The 21,397-nt window shown below is 62.0% G+C and carries 20 protein-coding genes and 6 pseudogenes; 17 read left to right on the top strand and 9 right to left on the bottom strand.

The features are described 5' to 3' along the window. Positions 1-245: 245 nt before the first annotated feature. The gene (locus HWY30_RS37730) at positions 246-1,043 is read left to right on the top strand and encodes an H-NS family nucleoid-associated regulatory protein (RefSeq protein WP_090812440.1); all 798 of its coding nucleotides are present in this window, start codon (positions 246-248) and stop codon (positions 1,041-1,043) included. Between the two features lie 170 nt (positions 1,044-1,213). On the opposite strand, the gene HWY30_RS37725 is transcribed toward HWY30_RS37730, so the two are convergent. Both HWY30_RS37725 and HWY30_RS37720 read right to left on the bottom strand, forming a co-directional pair. Then, positions 1,214-1,405 carry a hypothetical protein gene (locus HWY30_RS37725; RefSeq protein WP_090812439.1) on the bottom strand — a complete coding sequence of 64 codons (192 nt, stop codon included), beginning with the start codon at positions 1,403-1,405 and terminating at the stop codon, positions 1,214-1,216. A 267-nt stretch (positions 1,406-1,672) separates the two neighbouring features. Continuing rightward, complete coding sequence (locus tag HWY30_RS37720; protein ID WP_244145156.1) at positions 1,673-2,155, bottom strand: hypothetical protein; 483 nt, start codon at positions 2,153-2,155, stop codon at positions 1,673-1,675. A 293-nt stretch (positions 2,156-2,448) separates the two neighbouring features. Here HWY30_RS37720 and HWY30_RS37715 point away from each other — a divergent pair, with 293 nt between their 5' ends. Then, positions 2,449-2,757: an EthD family reductase gene (locus HWY30_RS37715; RefSeq protein WP_090812437.1), complete on the top strand. Its 309-nt coding sequence runs from the start codon at positions 2,449-2,451 to the stop codon at positions 2,755-2,757. 355 nt (positions 2,758-3,112) lie between these two features. On the opposite strand, the gene HWY30_RS37710 is transcribed toward HWY30_RS37715, so the two are convergent. After that, positions 3,113-3,454: a hypothetical protein gene (locus HWY30_RS37710; protein ID WP_143037349.1), complete on the bottom strand. Its 342-nt coding sequence runs from the start codon at positions 3,452-3,454 to the stop codon at positions 3,113-3,115. A 460-nt stretch (positions 3,455-3,914) separates the two neighbouring features. Here HWY30_RS37710 and HWY30_RS37705 point away from each other — a divergent pair. Beyond that, a pseudogene (locus tag HWY30_RS37705) lies at positions 3,915-4,671 on the top strand (IS5 family transposase). 15 nt (positions 4,672-4,686) lie between these two features. Here HWY30_RS37705 and nudC read toward each other — a convergent pair. Beyond that, positions 4,687-5,631, bottom strand: a complete 945-nt coding sequence (gene nudC, locus HWY30_RS37700) for an NAD(+) diphosphatase (protein ID WP_090812635.1) — start codon at positions 5,629-5,631, stop codon at positions 4,687-4,689. A 559-nt stretch (positions 5,632-6,190) separates the two neighbouring features. Here nudC and HWY30_RS37695 point away from each other — a divergent pair. Beyond that, a pseudogene (locus HWY30_RS37695) lies at positions 6,191-6,783 on the top strand (integrase); the annotation flags it as partial. Positions 6,784-7,637: 854 nt separating this feature from the next. On the opposite strand, the pseudogene HWY30_RS43205 reads toward HWY30_RS37695, so the two are convergent. Beyond that, a pseudogene (locus HWY30_RS43205) lies at positions 7,638-7,715 on the bottom strand (IS6 family transposase); the annotation flags it as partial. A gap of 587 nt (positions 7,716-8,302) precedes the next feature. Between HWY30_RS43205 and HWY30_RS42225 the strand changes: the two are divergent. After that, a pseudogene (locus HWY30_RS42225) lies at positions 8,303-8,679 on the top strand (SET domain-containing protein); the annotation flags it as partial. Between the two features lie 182 nt (positions 8,680-8,861). On the opposite strand, the gene HWY30_RS37685 reads toward HWY30_RS42225, so the two are convergent. Then, positions 8,862-9,020: a hypothetical protein gene (locus HWY30_RS37685; protein ID WP_167368858.1), complete on the bottom strand. Its 159-nt coding sequence runs from the start codon at positions 9,018-9,020 to the stop codon at positions 8,862-8,864. A gap of 861 nt (positions 9,021-9,881) precedes the next feature. Here HWY30_RS37685 and HWY30_RS37680 point away from each other — a divergent pair. Continuing rightward, positions 9,882-10,160, top strand: a complete 279-nt coding sequence (locus HWY30_RS37680) for an HU family DNA-binding protein (protein ID WP_090812434.1) — start codon at positions 9,882-9,884, stop codon at positions 10,158-10,160. A gap of 94 nt (positions 10,161-10,254) precedes the next feature. Here HWY30_RS37680 and HWY30_RS42220 read toward each other — a convergent pair whose 3' ends face one another. From HWY30_RS42220 to HWY30_RS42210, 3 genes are all read right to left on the bottom strand, one after another. Beyond that, positions 10,255-10,575 (bottom strand): hypothetical protein, encoded by a 321-nt coding sequence (locus HWY30_RS42220; protein WP_176079017.1) that lies wholly within the window; start codon positions 10,573-10,575, stop codon positions 10,255-10,257. A 14-nt stretch (positions 10,576-10,589) separates the two neighbouring features. Next, the gene (locus HWY30_RS42215; RefSeq protein WP_176079016.1) at positions 10,590-10,730 is read right to left on the bottom strand and encodes a hypothetical protein; all 141 of its coding nucleotides are present in this window, start codon (positions 10,728-10,730) and stop codon (positions 10,590-10,592) included. 96 nt (positions 10,731-10,826) lie between these two features. After that, a complete protein-coding gene (locus HWY30_RS42210) occupies positions 10,827-10,997 on the bottom strand; it encodes a hypothetical protein (RefSeq protein WP_167368857.1) in 171 nt (56 codons plus the stop codon). A 124-nt stretch (positions 10,998-11,121) separates the two neighbouring features. Here HWY30_RS42210 and HWY30_RS37660 point away from each other — a divergent pair. From HWY30_RS37660 to HWY30_RS37610, 11 genes and pseudogenes are all read left to right on the top strand, one after another. Next, positions 11,122-11,334, top strand: a pseudogene (locus HWY30_RS37660) (DeoR/GlpR family DNA-binding transcription regulator); the annotation flags it as partial. A gap of 807 nt (positions 11,335-12,141) precedes the next feature. After that, entirely contained in the window at positions 12,142-13,086 is a 945-nt protein-coding gene (locus HWY30_RS37655) for an AraC family transcriptional regulator (protein ID WP_090812433.1), read from the top strand. Positions 13,087-13,118: 32 nt separating this feature from the next. After that, positions 13,119-13,304, top strand: a complete 186-nt coding sequence (locus HWY30_RS37650) for a hypothetical protein (protein ID WP_090812432.1) — start codon at positions 13,119-13,121, stop codon at positions 13,302-13,304. Positions 13,305-13,319: 15 nt separating this feature from the next. After that, positions 13,320-14,378: an ABC transporter substrate-binding protein gene (locus HWY30_RS37645; protein ID WP_090812431.1), complete on the top strand. Its 1,059-nt coding sequence runs from the start codon at positions 13,320-13,322 to the stop codon at positions 14,376-14,378. Positions 14,379-14,446: 68 nt separating this feature from the next. Further along, positions 14,447-15,250: an ATP-binding cassette domain-containing protein gene (locus tag HWY30_RS37640; protein ID WP_090812430.1), complete on the top strand. Its 804-nt coding sequence runs from the start codon at positions 14,447-14,449 to the stop codon at positions 15,248-15,250. A gap of 14 nt (positions 15,251-15,264) precedes the next feature. Further along, on the top strand, positions 15,265-16,548 hold the full coding sequence (locus tag HWY30_RS37635) for a sugar ABC transporter permease (RefSeq protein WP_244145155.1): 1,284 nt from the start codon (positions 15,265-15,267) through the stop codon (positions 16,546-16,548). Positions 16,549-16,684: 136 nt separating this feature from the next. Next, positions 16,685-17,413, top strand: a complete 729-nt coding sequence (locus HWY30_RS37630) for an SDR family oxidoreductase (protein WP_090812429.1) — start codon at positions 16,685-16,687, stop codon at positions 17,411-17,413. 77 nt (positions 17,414-17,490) lie between these two features. Then, a complete protein-coding gene (locus HWY30_RS37625; protein WP_090812428.1) occupies positions 17,491-19,125 on the top strand; it encodes an FGGY-family carbohydrate kinase in 1,635 nt (544 codons plus the stop codon). Between the two features lie 613 nt (positions 19,126-19,738). Beyond that, the gene (locus HWY30_RS37620) at positions 19,739-20,065 is read left to right on the top strand and encodes a hypothetical protein (RefSeq protein WP_090812427.1); all 327 of its coding nucleotides are present in this window, start codon (positions 19,739-19,741) and stop codon (positions 20,063-20,065) included. A 751-nt stretch (positions 20,066-20,816) separates the two neighbouring features. Then, positions 20,817-20,963: a hypothetical protein gene (locus HWY30_RS37615; protein WP_167368856.1), complete on the top strand. Its 147-nt coding sequence runs from the start codon at positions 20,817-20,819 to the stop codon at positions 20,961-20,963. A gap of 28 nt (positions 20,964-20,991) precedes the next feature. After that, positions 20,992-21,168 (top strand): annotated as a pseudogene (locus HWY30_RS37610) (sigma factor); the annotation flags it as partial. Between the last annotated feature and the right edge of the window lie 229 nt (positions 21,169-21,397).

Below are 21,397 nucleotides of genomic sequence, written 5' to 3'. Positions count from 1 at the left end.
CGCGTGCTACGCATGTATTTCATTCGCCATTCGAGGTGTTCGAACGTATGCTCGCAACCGCTTCGATAACTTCAGCTTCCGTTCATTAACCCGCTGTTGCGCTTCACCTTTGAAACCGCCCTGCATCAGCCAGAGGCGACATTCCCGAACTGTATCAACTCTCTTCCGGTGTCATTCGGGATGTTGTATTCGCTGGGCGATGTGGCATAGTGCCGCTCATCATCTAATACAAAGGAAAGTAACCTATGGCAACGCTGGAATCCATTCAGGAAGAAATCGCAAAACTTCAGGCCCAGGCGGCAGCGGTCGCAACGAAAGATTCCGCCAAGGTTATCGCGAAGATCCGAGGTCTGATGGATCAGCACGCTTTGACCATTGCTGATATCGAAGCATCTGTGGGCAAGCGTCGCGGTCGAAAACCCGGCGTGAATTCGCCGGCGAAGCGGGAGGCATCGGCTGCGAAATACGCTGACCCAAAGACGGGCGCCACGTGGACTGGCCACGGTCGGGCACCGGCTTGGCTAGCGAACGCGAAAGACCGCAACAAGTTCCTGATTACCGGTACTGCTGCGAAGTCAGCGTCGACTGCACAGAAAGCGCCGAACGCCGGGAAGTCCGTCCGGGCGCCCCAGACTCCGATGTATCAGGATCCCAAAACAGGCGCGACGTGGAGCGGTCGGGGTCGGGCACCGGCGTGGATCGCCAGCGCAAAGGACCGGACGAAGTTCCTGATCGCGACAACCTCGAAGCCCGCAGGTGCTCCGAAGGCGAGCACAGGCAAAGCAGTCCTTTCCAGCAAGACGGCTGCGAAGAAGGCAATAGGCAGGAAGACGACAGCCACAAAGCCGGCCGCCAGGAAGGTTTCTGCAAAAAAAGCCGCTGCACCAGCGCAGAAAAGCACGCCGAAGAGTGTTGGAAAAGCCAGGCCACCTGTATCGCGAAAGCCCCTTGCGGCGAAAAGCACCGTGAAGTCGGCGGCTCCGGTCGAAGCCGTTGCACCGCAAGCGGCGCCAGAGGTCGCGGGTACGTCTGCCGAGGCATAAGTATCAGAGGACGGGCTGCAAGAACGTCTTCGCAGCCCGGTCCCGTGTTTGCGCAGCCGTGCGGCCCTTTGGCACGGCCGGCATGTCCGTCTCTGATACAACCCTGGCAGTTGCTTCCTGATGAACGATGTGGCGCGAGGCTCGCAACAGGAATGCTGAGGGCTCGCGGCCTACAGAATCCTGAGGTTGCGAATCTTTCCGATTGCCGGCGACCGCTGGATGATCAGGTTGGTGATGTACTCGGGCAGTAACGCACGCGGAACGTTGGCAGGCACATCGCTCACGAGCTGCGAGGGGACCTGAACAATGAACTGGTCCGGGGATGAAGCAAGGCTGTGTTCGTAACTGACGCGCATATCCATGTTTTTTCGTTCGGGCGACGTGTTCAACAGTGCCTTCAGCGTACACAGGCGCTGGAGGGGCAGGGCTCCGCAGGCAGTGTAACGTGGTCAGCCATTGAGAAGCCATTATTAACGGTTGCCGGTCCCGCGGTTGTGTGCGCTCCGCGCACTGCCGGCAAGCAGCGAGGTTTGACGATCGCGAGTCCTCTCCGCGGGCGGATCCGCTTACGGGCGAACCTCGCGCATGGCGCGGTCGATGTCTGTGCCCGGTGCACCTGAGCCAAAAGGTTACCGTGCCAGCTGGACGTGGCTATTGGCGGCCCGGGTGTCGCGCGCTGCTGCCTGATAGGCAAGCCTGTCCAGGTGATCACTCGCGCGGACAAGAATCTCCATACGGGTGACGCAGATCTGCCGGTCGTACTCGTTAATCACGTCAATGAGACCATCGATTAACGTTTCAGAAACATTCCAGATCCCGGTGTTATCGGCCTCGGCGAGGGCATCTTCCAGACCGCGCTTAACGGCTTCAAGGACCTCGATATCAAGCTTTCCGTGTCCTGCCTGGACGACAAACCGCACGATAAGCGTGACCTGCGAGACCAGATTGATCAGCGGTCGGTCCGCCTCGCCATTGCGCAAACGCTCCAGCGCGATGCGCGCGCGCAGCACCAGATCCGAGGCTTCCTTCCGCGGCATGGGGAGTAACCGCGCTTTTGAATGTGCTGCCGCCGACGGCTGAAGTAGTGAACGGTGTCTTTTCTTGTTCGGCATGTCCGGGATCGGGCAATTCAGTTCAACAGCACATATTGGGACGGTTTCCCTGCAATCAAGAGTCACAGGCAGATTTAACGTCCCTCATCGAACTGTTCCCTGAGGGCAGACGGCCTCAACTGAATTGCCTGTGGGCGGCGACAGTGGCTTTGTCCGGACAAAGCCACTGTCGCCGCCCATTCATACACTCAACGGGCTCTCCATCGCCGAAGCCGCATGATGTGCCGCGCATCGGCCCCCCCCCCCGGGAGAAGCACACCATCCCAATTCAAGTCGCTTACAGGAGACAAAGCATGGCCCATCTCGTCGCGCTTTACAAAAAACCATCCGATGAAAAGCCGTTAGATGACTATTACGCGTCGACCCATGCTCCACTGGCGAAGACACTGCCGGGCCTGAAAAGCTATGAGATCAGCGCGGGGCCGGTGGCGATGGCGCAAGGCGACTCGCCTTACCATCTCGTCGCCATGCTTGGCTTCGATTCGATCGACGTCATCAAGTCAGCGCCTGGCTCACCCGAAGGTCAGGCGACCGCGGCGGATCTGGGAGATTTCGCGCAAGCGGGCGTCGATCTTCTGATCTTCGATACGAAAGTTGCGTAGTCCCGCCTCACTGTGCTGGCTGCGTACTCCCGGGTAGCCAGCACAGGCGTCTCCAGGCAGCGGAGCGGACCCCTAGCCTGCATTTACGGTCGCATCCTCAAATCGATTGGCGGTGTCCCGCGCCCGGACGCCAATAAGCAATCTCATGACAGCTTGTGCTCCTCGCCCGGACGGCTCTCCCGAACGATTCCATGCCCCGGCACCTTTGCCGCGGATGAGCGCCGATGGCTGATTCGGCGCCGGCAGGGGCCGGCTATGCGCGCACGATCGTGGGCGCAACGTCGCGCAAAGCGCGCTTCAGCTAGCGTAACCGATGCAGACGACCAGTCGGGCGGCGATGCCGCGCAATTGCGCCTCAACTGTTGCGGCCGCCGACGCCTTTGGGTCTTTCATCGACAGCGCCACGCGGATGCCGTCGGAGACGGTCGCCAGTTCCCAGGGGCCGTCTGTCGATGTTAGCGACGAGTCCCAGGCGACCGTCCCGATCGACGGTAACAAGGCTGAGATGACCGATCTCGAGACCGGTACCTTCTGTCAGGTTGAGCAGGGGCGAGGCCACGCGCTGCTTCTCGATAGCGTCCTGCAGGGACAACGTGATGGCCTCGCCGATGACGCCGGCGACGCGCAGATGACGCCGAGCGTAGGCCTCAACCGGCCCGAAAGACACCCGCGTTTTGTCACGATAAGTGTCGTTCATAGGGACGGCTTATCTTGATTTCGAGCGGTGATTATCGCCTGACAGGATTTTCCGCGGCTTCCTCCTCGTCGCGCGGTCATGCTGCGCGCCAGTACCACTCCCCACTGTAGCCCGGCTCTCCCTCTCGCGGTCGCCGAGATGGCCAAAAGAAGCGGCCAAACGCGCCGCTGGAGTCAGCGGTCATGGCGTCGCATCGTAATTCCATCGAGTTTCCACACCGCCTGGGTCGTCACACGTCACCCGAGCCGGGCTGGCAGGGTAAAGCGTGGCGGGCGGCGAGAATCGGTTTCCGCCGCCGCTTTGCGCCGCAGTGACCGAGGCTGCCGGCCCTGGGTTACGGCAAACACGTGTAACTGCGAGCGCTCCATTTTGAGGACTTTCGACGGAACGTTGGTCACTAGGGGCTGTTTACATTCGATGAAATGTGTTTACATCTTATCTTTTGCGCGAGCAGGCCAAGATGATTCGAACGTTATTGAGCGATGAAGTATGGGCACGAATCGAATCCGTCTTGCCGGGCAAGGAAGGCGATCCAGGTCGAACGGCGACCGACAATCGTTGGTTTGTCGAAGCTGTCCTCTGGATCGGCCGGACCGGCTGCCCGTGGCGCGATTTGCCGAAGGCGTTCGGCCGATGCCATACGGTGTACATGCGTTTCTCCAGGTGGCGTCGCAAGGGTGTGTGGGAACGCGTGATCCACGCCGTGGCCGACGAAACCGAGATCAAGCATGTGTTGATCGATTCGACCATCGTGCGCGCACACCAGCATTCGTCCGGAGCTCGAAAAAAAACGGTCCGCAAGCGCTCGGTCGCTCGCGAGGCGGACTGACCACCAAGTTGCACCTGGCCGTTGATGACGCCGGACGCCCCCTGCGGTTGATTGCCACCGAGGGACAAGTTCCGATATTACGTGCGCGAATGAACTGGTTGAGCATTTGCGCACCGGTGCGGTCATCGCTGACAAGGGCTACGATTCGAACGCCTTTGTGGAGAACATCCGCGCTACGCGTGCGAAGGCCGTGATCCCACCGCGTTCGAATCGAAAGACCAAGCGTCGCTATAGCCGCGTGCTGTATCGGACCCGGAACATCGTCGAACGCTTTTTCAGTCGTATCAAACATTTTCGTCGTGTCGCCACTCGCTACGACAAACTGGCAGGGAACTATCTCGCCTTCGCTTCGCTTGCCTGTGCCTTTGGACCGCTCGTAAGAATGTGAACAGAACCTAGGCATTCAGCCACGCAATACCGAGGCACCCTTAGCGATGTACTCCTGCAGCAAATGATGAGCGATGGCAAACGGCTTGGGCGCCGACAGCCTGCTTGAGTGGGTTCCCGTGAGCATCGCGGCGACTTCAGCGCGGGTGAACCAGCGCGCGTCTTCGAGTTCCACCGTGTCGACAACGATGTCAGTATCGCTCGCCTGCGCAAAGCAGCCGATCATCAATGATGAAGGAAACGGCCACGGCTGCGACGCGAAGTAGGCAACCTGTGCACACTTCACACAAGCTTCCTCCAACACTTCCCGGCGCACGGCGTCTTCGAAGGTCTCGCCCGGTTCAACAAAACCAGCAAGCGCGGAGTACATTCCCGGTGCGAAATGCCGTTGGCGTCCCAGCAGACACCGTTCGCCATCGATCACCAACATGATCACGACGGGATCTACCCGCGGGAAATGGCGTGCGCCGCAAACATCGCAGATGCGTTGCCAGCCGGCCGCCACGACGCGGCTTGCGGAGCCGCAGTTTGCGCAGAAGGAGTGGCGGCGGTGCCAGTCGAGCATCGACTTCGCTTCGCCCAGTATTCCGAGCATCCCAGTGGAAACGAGGCCCTGCAGCGCGATCGAGCGAAGGTCAATGCGCTCGTGGACTACACCTCCAGATGGGTCTTCTGGCGCGAGGCCGAACGTGAAGCCGAGCGCGAAGCGTCCCCTGCCGTCGCTATCTACCCCAAGGAATACGCTACCGAGGGGCTGGCCAAAAGCAGCCGTTTCGCGCGCGAGGAACCAGGGCTCGTGCTCTCTGCCGCGCTTGAGTAGGGGGACGTCGCCGTCGAAGACGAGAAAGCGCGCTGCCGGGTCGCTGCGCAGCCGCTCGATGAGGACGCCGTCGTCTCGCTTGTCGGAGCGGCGATCGAGAGGGTTGAAGTTAAAGCCGATGGACGCGGAAGGAGCGGTCATTACGATCATTGACGCATGGGCAGAGGGTTTGCAAGTATGGCATGGCGTCCTTCCCGGTGGGATGAGCCATGCGGTCATCCGGGGGCGCGCTGATTTGCGTCGCGGCGAGCAGTGTCGTGCAGGACGCCACATGCGAGGAGCCGGATCTAATGCGAGTCCGCGCAACAACTGTCCCTCGTGTGTAAGACCTCGCTGTTGCCTGTGTTCCGGACACAGACGCGCCGGCCGAAACCGCCGGAATTCCGGTGGTGGCGCTGAGGAGTAAACTCGAGAAGGGAAATGACGCGCCGGCTAATGGCGCATAGGAGTAGCCATGAACCATGACATTCTGAGGGCGATTATTTTAATGGTGCCCGTGGTGATGTTGATTGTCGTCGTTTATACGGGATGGCATCGACGACAGTGAAGGATGCCCCGGACGCCATGGTCCGTTGGACATGCGATCCACCCTTGTGGAAATCGATTTGCGCCTGCTCTGTTGGATCCTCTGAGCCGAGCGCGGCGTTGCCGGATCGAGAAGTGTTGCTTGTCGCGTATTTCCTTCGATCTACGGGCGAGTGCGCGCGCGATCGAACAGTTCTTTGCCGCCTGGCCCGCCCCCACCGAAAAAGCCCGGGCGCTGGTGGTCGCGAGCGCGCCGGTCGCGACGCGCACGCTGGATGCGCCGAACGACTATGAGGGGGCGCAGACCTGGCTCGCGCTGCAGGAGTCGCCCGTCACCCGGCGCACCTACCGCAAGGAGGCCGAGCGCCTGATCCCGTGGGCGATCGTCGAGCGCGGCCGCGCCCTGCCGTCGCTGACGACTGAAGATGCGATCGCCTACTGCGCGTTTCTTCGCCATCCATCGCCGCGCGGACGCTGGGTCGGACCCGTGCGTCCGCGTACGTCACCTGACTGGCGGCGGTTCAACGGCAACCTGTCGAACCGCTCGGCCGCGCATGCGCTATCTCCTCTGCGCCCTGTTTCGCTGGCTCGTCCAGCAGCGCTACGTGCTCGCCATGCATGGCGGCCATGGCGCAAACGACGCTCGATGCGTCGCATGCGTTCACGGAAGGCGAATGGGCGCTCGTACGGACCATCGCCGACGGACTTGCGTATCCGGATGCGAACGCTTCCGCCGCAATGACACACGTACGTTTTCCGAACGACTTCCGCGCTTTCAGCATGCACAAAAATCAACGCAAACTTCCGGCGTGCATGGGTCAACCGCCTCGGCACCTAGAAGGGCAAGTCCTCGGCCTTAAGGCCGATGAAGGAGCATTCGCCGCCGACAATCAGATGGCCGGTTGCGGGGTGGAACTGACGCCTGAACGGCCCACCGAAAACGCATGTGAACGGCGGCTTGCGGCCGACTACCGCCCGATGCGTGGCGCGACGCGGTCGGACGCCCTCTGGCGATCTCCCGACCTCGCCGCGAGCCGCGGCATCGGCTACTCGGCTCATACGCGCCACCCGTATCGTCTTCGTATCGGGCGTGTCAGCGTCGTACGCGCTGGCAAGCGGATTGCGGCACGTGTGCGCCGCCAAAGGGAAGAAGCTATTGCCGCTGTTTGACGGCGAAAGGCTGATGACCTTAGAGGGATGTCAGGCCACCACCGTCTCGGTGGCCGACAGTCATGGTACTCGGGGGTGAACTATGAGCGAGCGCGACGGTGGCCAAGGTGGGCAGCCAACGGGCGGGCAGTCCCGTGCAGCGGGCTCGAAGGCAGGTAGCTCTTGGCGCGGCCGAGCGCCGAACAGCTTCTACGGCGGCAACTGGCCGAGTACTACAGGCGGCACGTCTGGCGGCAACCGTGGGAGCGCAGCACGCTCCGGCGGGAAGAGGTAAGCAAAGGATTTGACGCAAATTGCCCAGTGTGGCGGGCGGGCGCTGCGATTAAGTGCGACCGACGTTTGCAGCGGAGACGCTCCTCACCAGTGCTGCGCGACACCGCATCGTCTCGGTTGTTGTATGCCGGCAAGCGAGGTAGTACGGACGGAGCGCTGCGTGACGTCATCGACAAGCGTGCTGCATTCATCAGATGTCGAGGCAGCGCGAAGTGCCGCCGGATCAGGCCGAAGCATGAGAGGAAACCCCGTGTGCGATGTTGCGCAGCGTAGTCAAATCGGGCAGCCTTTCGGAACTTGCGGACGGGACGTTTCAGGAGGCTGGGTGAACGTGGGGGCCTGCTGCTATTTCAACGCACGGCATGGCAGATGACATCCGCCGTCACGCCCCAAGCCTACATTGCGTTCGCCCGAGAGCTGTGCGATGCGGTAGGGTACGGTTTCACTAACCGAACAGGGCAGTCCATGAAAAACAGGAACTGAATCCGGCTCGGATAATGGGGGGAAAGCAATGCGGCGGGTGGTAGTCCGGCGATTGTCAGCGGCGACGTGGAATTCGATGAAAACGGACGGTTTGAAATTCACATTGATGAAGCGATAGCGCGATGGCGGGATAAATAGTCAATCTGGCTCTGCGACCGCGGCTGACCTCAGTGGCTAATCCGCTGAGAATGCGGCAACCACACGGGAAGCAGGAGAATGGAGCGAGGAAAAATAAAGAAGAATGAGGCTCTAGATAAACCGGGCCCCGAAGAAAATGAACCAAGAAAAGTTGGTTCCACGCAGTGAGTTTCACACTGTCAGTTTTTGACGACTTTCAGATCGCCGATGACAGCGATCGCCGGTGCATGGGAAAGGAGTGTTCGCGCTGCGGACGCTGAAAGCGGGGGAGCGCGTGTTGGATACAGGGGTGAGGTGATTTCCTGGCGACGGGCCGCCCGCGCAGCACCGGCGAGACGGCATCGAGGGACACACGTTCTTTTTCGGGCTGGAGGACGGCCGGGTGATCGACGGCAGCCGCGGGGGCAACAGCGCGTGCTGGCTGATCACTGCTGCTCGGCGAACTGCGAGGCAGTTGAGGAGGCGGGGCGCGTGTTCAACCACGCGATCCGGGACATTACGGCTGGCGGCGAACTCTTTATCGATTACCGACTGGAGACGGACGAGCCACTTGATGGTGACCTGTGTCGGTACTACGTGTGCCTGTGCGGTGGTGCCGCCGCACCATGCTCGGGCCCGGGAAGCGAGCGTTACCCGGGACGGGCCGGGTCATGCCGACGCTGGCAAAGTCCCGGAGCACAGCTCGTCCGGAGTGGAGCGCAAACGGCTGGCCCCTGTCGCTTGCGCTGCCGGAATTGCCCGCAATGGGTGGACAGTCAACAAGGCAGGTGTCTGGCTGTGCTTCAAGGCCTGCGGTGCAACCAGTCCCGCATCGGATGGGTGTCCAGCCAGCGGAGTTGCCGGCTCCTGTGATGTTCACGTCGGTAGTGCTCCGTCACGAGGATGGCAGCCATGATCAGAACGATCACTCCCAGCATGATTCCCGAAATTGATTCGGCCATGGCGACCTCCTGTCGAGTCGCAAACATGCTTACAGTTTAGGTGATGCGCCGGCGCGTCGGGTACTCTACCGTTCCTTCTTGCTGCCGCCTCCTGCCGCCTTGCGCAGCCCAAACCGGGAAGGATGCGAAGAGGCTGCCACGAGCATGGGCGCGTTGATGACCCGGGTTTAGCGCTGCTTGTCCTACTCGGCAAACGGGGGCGCGACCAGGGGCAGCCTGGTCTGCCGAACGGTGATCTTGTCATCATCGCCGATCGGTTCCACATGGCATCCTCCTCGACCGACCACATTCGGCTTCGCTCGTTACGCAGACTGAAATCTGGAGGTTCGAGTATCGATTCGGCCCTGACATGTGCGTTCGACGCTCTCATAAGGGCGAATTCCTGCCGTCCCGATGGCAGATCCGCGTGTGACTTCATAGGACCTCCGGCGCAAAGGCGCAAACGATTTGCCCGGCGCCATTACGTGCCGCCGCATCGCCAAGGCGCCCGATGCGGTTAGCGATGTCACGACGGACTGCAGGAGGAAAGCCTCAGCGTTCCAGTGTCCGCGCTCCTGCAAAAGCTCGCCTTACCGGTTCATTTAATACCGGATGACGCAACTAACCGTCATGTTCGCCTGGTCCGCCCCTCCAACGTCGAGACCGTTTCGCAATGACGGAGCCGCACACACCGACTGTTACCGCAGTGCCGCGACAGCGCTGCTGGTCGCTGGACGATTTTCCGTCTGTCACGCTCCGGCAGCCCGCGCTGGCCGGGAAAACGGAGGGGGCGGGCGCTACCTTGGGCACGTGCGTGCGCGTTTGCGTTCGGACCGCCCGTTGCCGTACGTTGCGGGTCTGGCCAACAACAACCGATCGAACATGAATAAACAGGAACTGATTGACGCGGTCGCAGCCCGCACCGGCGACACCAGGGCCGCCACCGGCGAAGTCATCGATGCAGTGCCAGGCGCCATCACGCGCGCGGTGACCGCTGGCGACACCGTGCAACTGGTTGGTTTCGGCTCGTTCCCGACGGGACAGCGTGCGGCACGCACCGGCCGCAATCTGTCGACGGGCGCTGAAATCCAGGTTGCTGCGGCAAAGACGGTGAAGTTCACTGCCGGCAAGGCGTTCAAAGACGCGGTGAACGCACGGTGACGAAGACCGGCATCGCACCGGCCATCTACGCGGGCCTGCAGCGTGAAATCGCCCGACGTAGTGGAGTCCACGCGCGCGGCCGCCGCCCGCAGCGTCAACGCGTTGATGACGGCGACCTACCGGGAGATTGGCCGGGTCGAAGCTCTGCTTGCGACCGCGCTTTGCTCTCTTGCGACCGCGCGGGTTTTCCGGAATGTATGGGAACCATACCCCGGTTGAAAATGGCCTTGCGGTTGGCCCGGCAGTCGTAGACGCCGTCCAGACTGACGCGCGCGCCTTTCAGGTCCATGCCGATGGCGCGCGCCATCTGGCTCAGTCTGGGCAGCGCGTCACGCAGCAGGGGCGATTCGTTGCGGTTGCCCGCAGCGGCGACGAACGGCGCGATGACGTTGCAGCCACGATCGCAGAAGGCCACCACCTTGTCGCCTTTCAGATGTTTATGACCGCTGTAACCGAGATTGTCTCCGCCTTTTTTCGCCGCCGTCGTCGTGCCATCGCCGTGAATGACGCCAGATCGAGCAACTGATCCTTATGAAGCTTGCCGACCGAGCCCGCAAAGATGGCGTCCATGCAACCCGCCGCCTGCCAGCGCCGCATCGCGCGGTAGATGCGGGTGTGGTGAATTTCAGGACGACCCAGGCAATCCTTATCGATCGGCAGTGCCTTTCACTGGCATCCCATATAAAGCACCTGCAGAACGTAGTTGAATATCCTGTGCAAACTTAGCTGCGGCGGCGGCCCGCGCCGACCACGGATCAGGTGGGGCAAGACAAATTCTTCAAACTGCGCAAGGCTCAGTCTCACCGGAATCGCTTGCCAGCGGTGCTTTCCATCCATTCAGGGCATCCATAAATCTGGACTTTAACCGATCCGGCGCCCAATAGACGATCATCCAGTTCCTGCAAGGCTCGCACACAAATTCGATCACTAGAAAAAACGCGCAACCAGTTGTTCGCCTTCGGCGCTCAAGGTCGATGTGAAGCGCGCGGCCATGAATGCGGCTTCGCGCACGGTGCTCGTGTCGGGCAGTTCGAAGTACGGGACGGTCGGGCTGTATAAGGTCGCGGCGCTCGATGCGTTCGATCTGATCGTGACCGACAACGGGCTCGCGCCGGGCGCCGCTGTTGCAATCCGGCTGGCTGGCGTCGAGCTGGCGCTCGCTCAGGACGGCTAGCGGGCGGGGCAACCAGCGCCGCGCCGGATCGATAGCGTGCCGACGCCCCGCACACAGAACTCAGGATTTCCATGGCCACGTGGGATAGATACGTCGGCTGGTCTCAACGCTATCCCGGCCTTCGCCGCTTTGCTGGTCGTTGCGGCGTCATCTGCGCCGATACGTGCTAGCAGCGGCAAGCGCCCGAGCACCTCATTCGTTGCGGCAAGTTCGCGCACCGTCTTGTGTAGCCTCATGCCAAGGGTGCGTCCGATACTTCGTCGCACGCGGCGTGTTGCACCGACTGGCTCGCAACGCGCTTCCATTGCATATACCGAGCAGCTGATCGACCGCGGCGCGCTCAGCTCGCATAAATTGTGCCCACAGCGAAACGCGGGCCAGCCACTCGTTGGCACCGGTCTCTAACCGGCCGCGGATTCGAATGCGCAAGTCCTGCGGGGTGGCAGCCCGACAGCACAGCCCGCTTTCCGTTTCGCTCGTATCGACCTGCCGCCGGCGGGCTCATGAACTGCGTGACCGTCTCCGGCGGATGTTCGGGCAGCCAGCGCGCCATCTCGATCTCCCGAGGCAGAATCTGTTCGCAATCTCACGGGTTTCAACGTGACCTACGGAATTACCCGGATGCAAAAAGTATCAGTCATTCGTTTATTTTAAGTAGTGAAAAACCGCGGATGGGACTAACGTATGTAGCAGTCGTGGCGCAGTCGGTAGCATTAGAAGAGCAAAGCCGGTTCAGGAGACAGACAGATGCAAGCCGTTCAGGGTCTCAAAGCTTGCCAATGTGGAATTTGCAACTATTGCCTTGCAATGCGAAACGAGGCTCGTCGTCTGACCATCGCCAAACCGGATCTGGAATGGGTTGCAGTGCCGCGCGATGAATCGTTCAAAGTCTGGTCGCATGGGTATCCGTACCGCACCGTGCGCTGGCATTTCCATCCTGAATACGAAATTCACCTGATCACGTCGACAGCGGGCAAGTATTTCGTCGGCGATTTCATCGGCGACTTCGAGCCCGGCAATCTCGTGATGACCGAAACAAAGCTGCCGCACAATTGGGTCAGCAATGTGCCGCCGGGCGAACGGGTCGACGAGCGCTGCCTGATCCTGCAATTCGATGCCGAATTCGTCGCGCGCGCCGTTGCCGTTTTTCCTGAGCTGAAACGGGTGGAGCCCTTGCTCGAGGCGTCATGCTGGGGCGTGCTGTTCGCACCGGAAACGGGCGCGGCTGCTGAACCCGTCATGCGCGAGATGCTCGGCGCGCAGGGTATCCGGCGCATCACGCTATTCGTCGCACTGCTCGATCTGCTCGTGCAAAGCAAGGGGGCGATGAAACTCGCCAGCGCCGCCTACCGCGCGGATGCGGCGCACTACGCAGAGACGCGCATCAATAATGTGCTCTCGTACATCGGCAGGAATCTGTCGCAGGAACTGCGAGAAAGCGAACTGGCGCAACTCGCCGGGCAAAGCGCGAGCGCATTTTCTCGCTACTTCCGCCGGCACACCGGCGTGCCGTTCGTGCAGTACGTCAACCGGCTTCGCATCGATCTCGCGTGTCAACTGCTGATGTCGGGCGAACTGAGCATCACGGATATCTGCTATCAGGTCGGCTTCAACAATCTGTCGAATTTCAACCGACAATTCCTGCTGCCGAAAGGCATGTCACGGTCGCAATGGCGCGCCTGGCGGAAGCTCGGTACAGCGAGTGCGAACGAGCCTCGCGACGCGGTTCATGCGGTGGAAGCAGTCGGCTAGTACGGTCAAGAAGTTGGCAAAGCACGACGCGAATGCGCAGTATCACCGTGGAGATCTTGTCCTCTGATCCCGCGCAGTCGCGTTTCCGGATGGTGTTCATTTCGGAACCCACGGCGCTTGAGGCGAAACATCGATTCAACGGATTTCACCCGCACTTCAACAAGAAAGGCATGGCGCGCTGCCGAATCACGGAAGCTCCCGGACTGAAATTTTTCTAAAAACGGAGACAAGCGATGACCAGACATTCGAATCAATTGCTCTGCGCGGGCGCGCTGAGCCTCAGCCTGCTGAGCGGCACTACGGCATTTGCCGCGCCGAGCGCCACGGTTGCTTTTCTGATGCCCGACCAGGCGTCGACGCGTTACGAACAACATGACTTTCCTGGCTTCAAAGCCGAAATGGGCAAGCTCTGTCCGGACTGCAAGGTCCTTTATCAAAACGCCAACGCGGATGTGTCGACGCAGCAGCAGCAGTTCAATTCGGTGATTGCGCAAGGGGCAAAGGTGATCGTGCTCGATCCGGTGGACTCGACGGCGGCTGCCTCGCTGGTGCACATGGCACAGAGCCAGGGCATCAAGGTGATCGCCTATGACCGTCCCGTGCCGTCGACGCCCGCCGACTACTACGTGTCGTTCGACAACGAAGGCATCGGCAAGGCGATCGCCGAATCGCTCGTTCAGCACCTTAAAGAGACCAACGTGCCGACCAGCAAGGGCGGCGTGCTCGAAGTCAATGGTTCCCCGACCGACGCGGCAGCGGGCCTGATCAAGAAGGGCATCCACGCCGGCTTGCAGGGCAGCGGTTACAAGACGCTGGCCGAATACGACACGCCCGACTGGGCGCCGCCGAAAGCCCAGCAATGGGTCAGCGGACAGATCACGCGCTTCGGGCCGCAGATCGTCGGTGTCGTGGCCGCGAACGACGGCACGGGCGGCGGCGCGATCGCAGCCTTCAAGGCAGCCGGCGTGAACCCGGTGCCGCCCGTGACGGGCAACGATGCGACGCTGGCGGGACTTCAGCTCATCATCGCGGGCGACCAGTACAACACGATCCTGAAGCCAAGCGAAATCGTGGCGGCCGCAGCGGCGAAGGTGGCCGTCGGCTTTCTCAACGGCCAGGCACCGAAAGCCGAGACGAAGCTCTTCAACACGCCGACCCAGCTCTTTAAGCCGGCGGTGATCACCGCGAAGAATCTGAAGGCCGAAGTCGTCGACAAGGGCTTTGCGAGCGGCAAGGATCTGTGCACGGGCCGCTACGCCGACGGCTGCAAGAAGCTGGGCATCGCGGACTGAAATGGCGCTGCGTCTGACGGGGTCCGGGTGCGGGTGGATCCCGCTACTCACGATGAGGTATCTGTCAAATGACTGACGACTCCACAACGCGGTCCACGCCCGGCGAGGTGGTGCTGAGCCTGCGCGGCGTCTCGAAGCACTTCGGAGCGGTTTCGGCGCTGACGGATATCGCGCTCGACGTGCGCGCGGGCGAAGTCGTTGCGCTGGTCGGCGATAACGGTGCGGGCAAATCGACGCTCGTGAAAGTGCTCGCGGGTGTCCATCAGCCGAGCACCGGCACGATCACGTTCGGCGGCCGGCAGGTGACGCTGTCCAATCCCGCCGCGGCGCTTGATCTCGGCATCGCGACGGTATTCCAGGATCTCGCGCTATGCGAAAACCTCGATGTCGTCGCGAACATCTATCTCGGGCGCGAACTGAGTCCGCTGCGTCTCGACGAAGTCGCGATGGAGGTGAAGGCCTGGACGTTGCTGAACGAATTGTCGGCCCGCATCCCGAGCGTGCGCGATGTGGTCGCGTCGCTGTCGGGCGGTCAGCGGCAGACCGTCGCGATCGCGCGCTCGCTGTTGCTGGACCCGAAGCTGATCATGCTCGATGAGCCAACGGCGGCGCTCGGCGTCGCGCAGACCGCCGAGGTGCTCAACCTGATCGAGCGCGTGCGCGACCGCGGCCACGCCGTGATCATGATCAGCCACAACATGGAAGACGTGCGCGCCGTGGCCGATCGAATCGTCGTGCTGCGTCTGGGCCGCAACAATGGCATTTTCTATCCCGATTCGTCGAATCAGGAACTGGTGGCCGCGATCACGGGTGCCACTGAGAACGCGGTCTCGCGTCGCGCGGACCGTCGCCAGGCTCAACCGCGCATCTGAACCGAGGAATCGTCATGGGAAACGATATGCGAGGCACTCCGCCGGCTGAATCGCGGGACACGCCGCAGCCATCGACACTGCTCGATCGCAGCGACGTCCGGGTCAAGCACGCGACCGGCGTCGGGGGCACGGTTTCCGCGTTTGTCGAACGGGTGAAGTCGGGCGATCTGGGATCGCTGCCGGTCATCGCGGGCCTGATCATCATCTGGACCGTCTTCACCAGCCTGAATCCCGTGTTTCTGTCGGCCAGCAATCTGGTGAACCTGCTGTTCGACTGCTCGACGGTCGGGGTGATCTCGCTCGGCATTGTGTGCGTGCTGATGGTGGGCCAGATCGACCTGTCGGTCGGTTCGATGAGCGGGTTCGCGTCGGCGCTTGTCGGGTTGCTCTGGGTCAACCATGGGTGGCCGGTGTTGCTCGCGATCATCGCGGCCATCGTTGTCGGCGCGGTAGTGGGTGCCGTGTATGCGTTGCTGCTGAACCGGCTCGGGATGCCGAGCTTTGTCGCGACGCTAGCTGGTCTGCTCGCGATACTCGGCATGCAGCTTTACGTGCTCGGTGCGGCTGGTTCGATCAATTTGCCTTACGGTTCGGCGATGGTGAACCTGGGGCAATTGATCGTCATCCCCGCGATCGTGTCGCATCTGCTCGCACTGGTGCCGGGCGTCGTCATGCTCGTGGTCGGACTGCGCACGCGCCAGCGCCGCCATGCGTCGAGGCTCTCTGCGCAGTCGATCGGCAGCCTGCTCGTCCGATGCATTGCGATCACCGTGTTGCTGGAGGTCGTGGTGACCTACCTGAATCAGGGGCGTGGCGTGCCGTTGATGTTCGGCATCTTTCTCGGCCTCGCGATTGCGATGGACTACGCGCTGACGAGAACGCGCTGGGGCCGCTCGATGAGCGCCGTCGGCGGTAATCACGAAGCTGCGCGGCGAGCCGGCATCGACGTCAACGCGATCTACACCAGCGCGTTCGTGCTGTGCGCAAGTCTCGCCGCGCTAGGCGGCGTACTGACGGCGGCGCGTCTCGCATCGGCGAGCCAGCAGGCCGGCACCGGCGACGTGAATCTGAACGCGATCGCCGCGGCCGTGATCGGCGGCACCAGTCTGTTCGGCGGACGAGGTAGTGCGTATTCGGCAGTGCTCGGCATCATTGTGATCCAGTCGATTGCCAGCGGTCTGACGCTGCTGAACCTGTCGTCGTCGCTGCGCTTCATGATCACCGGCGCGGTGCTGGCGATCGCGGTGATTGTCGATTCGCTCGCCCGGCAATCCCGCGTCTCGCACGGACGCGCGTGATTTCAGCGCTATCGCTGACGTTTTGCAGGGGACCGGAGCGCGCGCCAGGATGCTGACTGCGATAGACCGTAAAGAATTTGCATGGACAAGGGCAGTGCGCTAATGCGCTAACTCGCTCGGCACACGAGAGGAGCACATGACTGAATCGGTGAAAGGAAAGGTTGCCGCCATCACGGGCGCGGCATCGGGTATCGGCCTCGCGTGTGCGCGGGCGCTGATCGGGGCGGGCGCGAAGGTCGTGCTGGTGGACCGCGCGAAGGACCGGCTCGAACAACTCTGTGGTGAACTGGGTCCGAACGCGTTGCCGCTGGTCGTGGATCTGCTCAAGCCGTCGGAGGTGTCGGCGATGCTGCCCGAGATCGTCGACCTGGCTGGCGGCCTCGATATCTTTCACGCGAATGCCGGTGCGTATATCGGCGGCGAGATCGTCGACGGCAATCCGGACGAATGGGACCGGATGTTGAATCTGAACATCAATGCCGCGTTCCGGTCGGTGCATGCCGTGCTGCCGCACATGGTCGCGCAGAAATCCGGCGACATTCTTTTCACCAGTTCGATTGCCGGGATGGTGCCGGTCGTCTGGGAGCCGATCTACACGGCGTCGAAGTTCGCAGTGCAGGCCTTCGTTCACACGACGCGCCGCCAGGTCGCCAGACATGGCGTGCGTGTCGGCGCGGTGCTGCCGGGACCGGTGGTCACCGCGTTGCTCGACGACTGGCCGAAGGCGAAGATGGACGAGGCACTGGCGTCGGGCAGCCTGATGCAACCCGACGAGGTCGCCGAAGCCGTGCTCTTCATGCTGACGAGATCGCGCAACGTGACGATTCGCGATCTCGTGATCCTTCCAAATAGCGTCGATCTTTGAACGGGTAACAAACACGGACTGGATGCAGCCCGTTATAGAACGAACCGAAACGAATCCGATATGACAGGCAGCAAGCCATGACACCAGCAAATCCAGCCTCCGGCGCGAATCCCGGCCCGCGCTATGTGATCGGCGTGGACGTGGGCACCGGCAGCGCCCGGGCCGGGATTTTCGATCCCAAAGGGCGGATGAGGGCCTCGGCCAAGCGCGACATCAGCCTTTATCAGTCGAGCGGCTCGATCGTCGAGCAGTCGAGCGGCGAGATATGGAACGCCGTCTGCGATGCCGTGCAGCACGCGCTATCGGAGGCGGCGGTCTCGCCCGACCTGATCGCGGGCGTCGGCTTCGACGCGACCTGCTCGCTGGTCGTTCTGGGCGAGGGCGGGCAGCCGTTGCCGGTGGGTCCTACGGAGAAGGCCGATCGCGACATCATCGTCTGGATGGACCATCGCGCCGTGCAGCAGGCCGATCGCATCAACGCCACGAATCACGCGGTGCTGAAATTCGTCGGCGGCAAGATTTCCCCGGAGATGGAAACGCCGAAGCTGCTGTGGCTGCTCGAGCACCGCCAGCGTGTGTTCGAGGCAGCGTGGCAGTTCTTCGATCTGACCGACTTCCTCACCTGGCGCGCGACCGGCGATCTGTCCAGATCGACCTGCACGGTCACCTGCAAATGGACCTACCTCGCGCACGAGCACCGTTGGGATGAGACCTATTTTCGCACGGTAGGCCTCGGCGTGCTCGCGGACGAGGCGTTTGCCCGAATCGGACAAAGCGTCGTCGATGCGGGTACGCCGCTAGGAAACGGGCTGACCGAACGCGCCGCCGCAGAACTCGGACTGCACCTTGGCACGCCGGTGGCGGCGGGGGTGATTGATGCACATGCGGGTGGGATCGGCACGGTCGGCGCCGACGGCGAGCCGGAGTCCTGCCTCGCGTACGTCTTCGGCACCTCGTCGTGCACGATGACTACGACCCAATCGCCGGTGTTTGTTCCCGGCGTCTGGGGACCGTATTTTTCAGCGATGGTGCCGGAGGTCTGGCTGAACGAAGGCGGCCAATCGGTGGCCGGCGCGGCGATCGACCGGCTCGTCTCAATGCATCCTGCGGCCCCGGACGCCAAAACTCGCGCAGAACACGCGGGCCAATCCGTGCCAGTCATGCTGGCGGGTCTCGCGGTGCAGGCGTCGCATGATCTGTCGGACGCGGTGTTGCTGGCCAGGGGCTTGCATGTCGTCCCGGAATTTTTGGGCAATCGCGCGCCGCTGGCCGATCCACACGCAAGAGCGGTGATCGCAGGGCTCGGTATGGAAGTCGACCTGCAGAGCCTGGTCGCGCTCTATGTCGCGGGTATTTGCAGCATCGGATACGGGCTTCGCCAGATCATCGAAACTCAGGCGGCGGCCGGTGCGCCGATCGAGCGCGTAATAGTCAGCGGCGGCGCAGGGCGACTTGATCTTGTCCGGCAATCGCTCGCGGACGCAACGGGTAAGACCATGCTCGCGACGGAGGCAGAAGAACCGGTGCTGCTGGGCGCCGCGATGCTGGGCAGTGTGGCCGGTAACCTCTTCGACGATGTGCGCTCAGCGATGGTCGGCATGTCGCGGATTAGCAAGACTTACGTGCCGGCTGGCGGCGACATCGCGGCGCTGCACGACGCGCGGTTTCGCGCGTTCATGAAGTTGCAGAGCGTGGCCAGAGAAATCCGGTGATCATGCGGCGAAGATGGCGCGTTGATCGGCATTGCCGGTGCGTCGTGCGAAGCGCTGTTGGTCACCCGACCGGCCGACCATTGTCAGCTGACGACCCCACCAGCCGCTGATAGCTTGAGGGGCCAACGACCGCTGTGGCCGATCAGCGAGCATTGGACGACATCGCGGCTACGGGAATTGATCGGCCATTGCAGACGCTCAGCTATCGACCCTCAGCGGGCGGCTGCACGGTACTAACCGGCCGTTCGCCCGAGCCGGCTCCGGAGCGACGACTCTCACATCGGCGAACGCGTACTTATGACCCACAGCCGCCCTTCGACCCCACCTGAACTCAACGGCCGCTCGCAAGGTGCTACGGCCACTTAAATAACACGTGGGGTCGGTCGTCAGATCGTTGGCTGGAGCGGACGTTCGGCGCCGTGCCTGCGCGAGCAGTGGCAACGCCTATACTCAAAGTCATGCCACCCTTCGATCGGCTCCGGAGCACCGACGCTGCACGATGACGGCCGGCCCAAGCGCACGGGGGTGGCAACATAGGCGCCAGGGTGGTAAACCGCAATCGCGCCAGCCTCGTTTTAGAGTTTCGGACACGCTTTCACAAAGGAGTGTCACCATGATGCAAGCCAGCGAAATCCAGAAGCGTTTCACGCATCTACAGCAATCCATCGAACAGGCTTCGCAAACCTGTCATGCCGACTCCACCCTCCCCAAGGACCTCATCGAGTGCGTTGATGAGCTAGATCAACAATCCGCGTCGGCAAAGAAAGTGATGGCTTCGAACGATCAGGATCGCATGCGCCAATGGGTGGACGATCTTGAGCGGATCGGCGACAGCGCGGAAAAAGCGTGCAAACGCGCTGCGAATGTCAATGCCAGGATCAGGAAAGCAGTCAGTTCGGTTCACGCCGAACTGAGCGATCTAAAGAAACAGCTACATTAATCTCATTCACGTCATGTGAGCGGTCGCCGCGTGCGTGAGCGACCTGCGGCGGGGACATTCACGCTGATCGGCCCCGCCGCCAATATTTCACGCAGTTCTTCCCCGCGTCGAACACGATGCCGATCGCGACGTTTGGCTGGTGCGAGCAGGAATGCCTTACTTCGTATAGGCTTTCGAAGCCTGATGCCCTCCGGTGGCGCCACAAGGAATGAACGTCCGGTGCTCCAATGGCCGTGCCGCAGTCTCAGCTTCCACACTACCGCCGTCGACGGGCGCTGAACGACCCGCATCAGCCGGTCATGGGGTTGCGATACTGCGATACCATCGGCCGCTTCCTGGGGCTTCAGACATCCGCCGCGCTTCACGAACAAGGTATCGTCGGCAACGCGCGAACACCGTTCTAGCGATGCGGGGCTATGCCAGCCAACGGTCGCGGAGCTTGCGCAAAATCCGTGCCGCGTCGAGCATGCATCGTCCCGAGGCGATACGTGTCACAAATAATCAATGCGGTGGAATAATGCCGCGCCGTGGGCGTTTGTAGATTAGGCGTCGCGTGCAAGACCGCGAAGCCGCGAAACGGAATCGTCGGCCGCGCACAGCGGTTGCGTCCCCGTTTTGCAGGAGGTTTGTCTGTCCTTTTTGTAAACGTTCACCGACGTCGCGGCACTTGCCGCCAGCGATCCGCGACTCGCCGGCTCAACGCGCGGCCCCGCGACAAGTCAGTCGCGTTTGCCGTGCAGGAGAGTTCTACATGAAAGTATCAAGACTGCTATCGGCCGTATGCGTGATCATCGCGCTAGGAGTCGCATCGTCGTCGTTGGCCGCGTGCCAGTCCACGGGCGACACGAGCTCGTCGGGCAGCAGCAGCGGCACCAGCAGCAGCGGCAGCGGCTATTGATGCGCGCTCGCGCGGCCGTCAGCGCCGCGTGAACTTCGAAGCGGAAGTGATATCGCGGCTCCCGCAGCCGCGGCGCTATGCGCGTGCGCTGACGGGCGACTCAGTCTGGGCTGACCATCTGGTTCACGATACGGCCGAGCGGGCGCTCGCGCGCTGGAAAGGCTTTTGGCCCGACTGCAATCTGCGTGCGTGGCTGCTGACGATCCCTGCGACACATTGTCTGTCAGGCTCGTGAGGAAAATGCCGACATCTTCTTCTGGGACGAATCTGGCTTTCGGGCCGCTTCTTGAGTAGAGCAGCCGGTTGAATGACCATCTAAGCGCAAGGGCGAACGACCGTAGGTGGCGTGCGCCGTGTAAAGGCGGCGCTTTCCCAGTGGGTGTAAGCCCCACCCGGCAACCGCTCCAGCCGGAAGCAACCGGAGCAGCTATGGA

The organism is Paraburkholderia tuberum STM678, from assembly GCF_902833905.1.
Lineage (GTDB): Bacteria > Pseudomonadota > Gammaproteobacteria > Burkholderiales > Burkholderiaceae > Paraburkholderia > Paraburkholderia tuberum.
The sequence above is the reverse complement of the archived record's forward strand: the minus strand, read 5'-3'. Positions and strand labels throughout refer to the sequence as shown.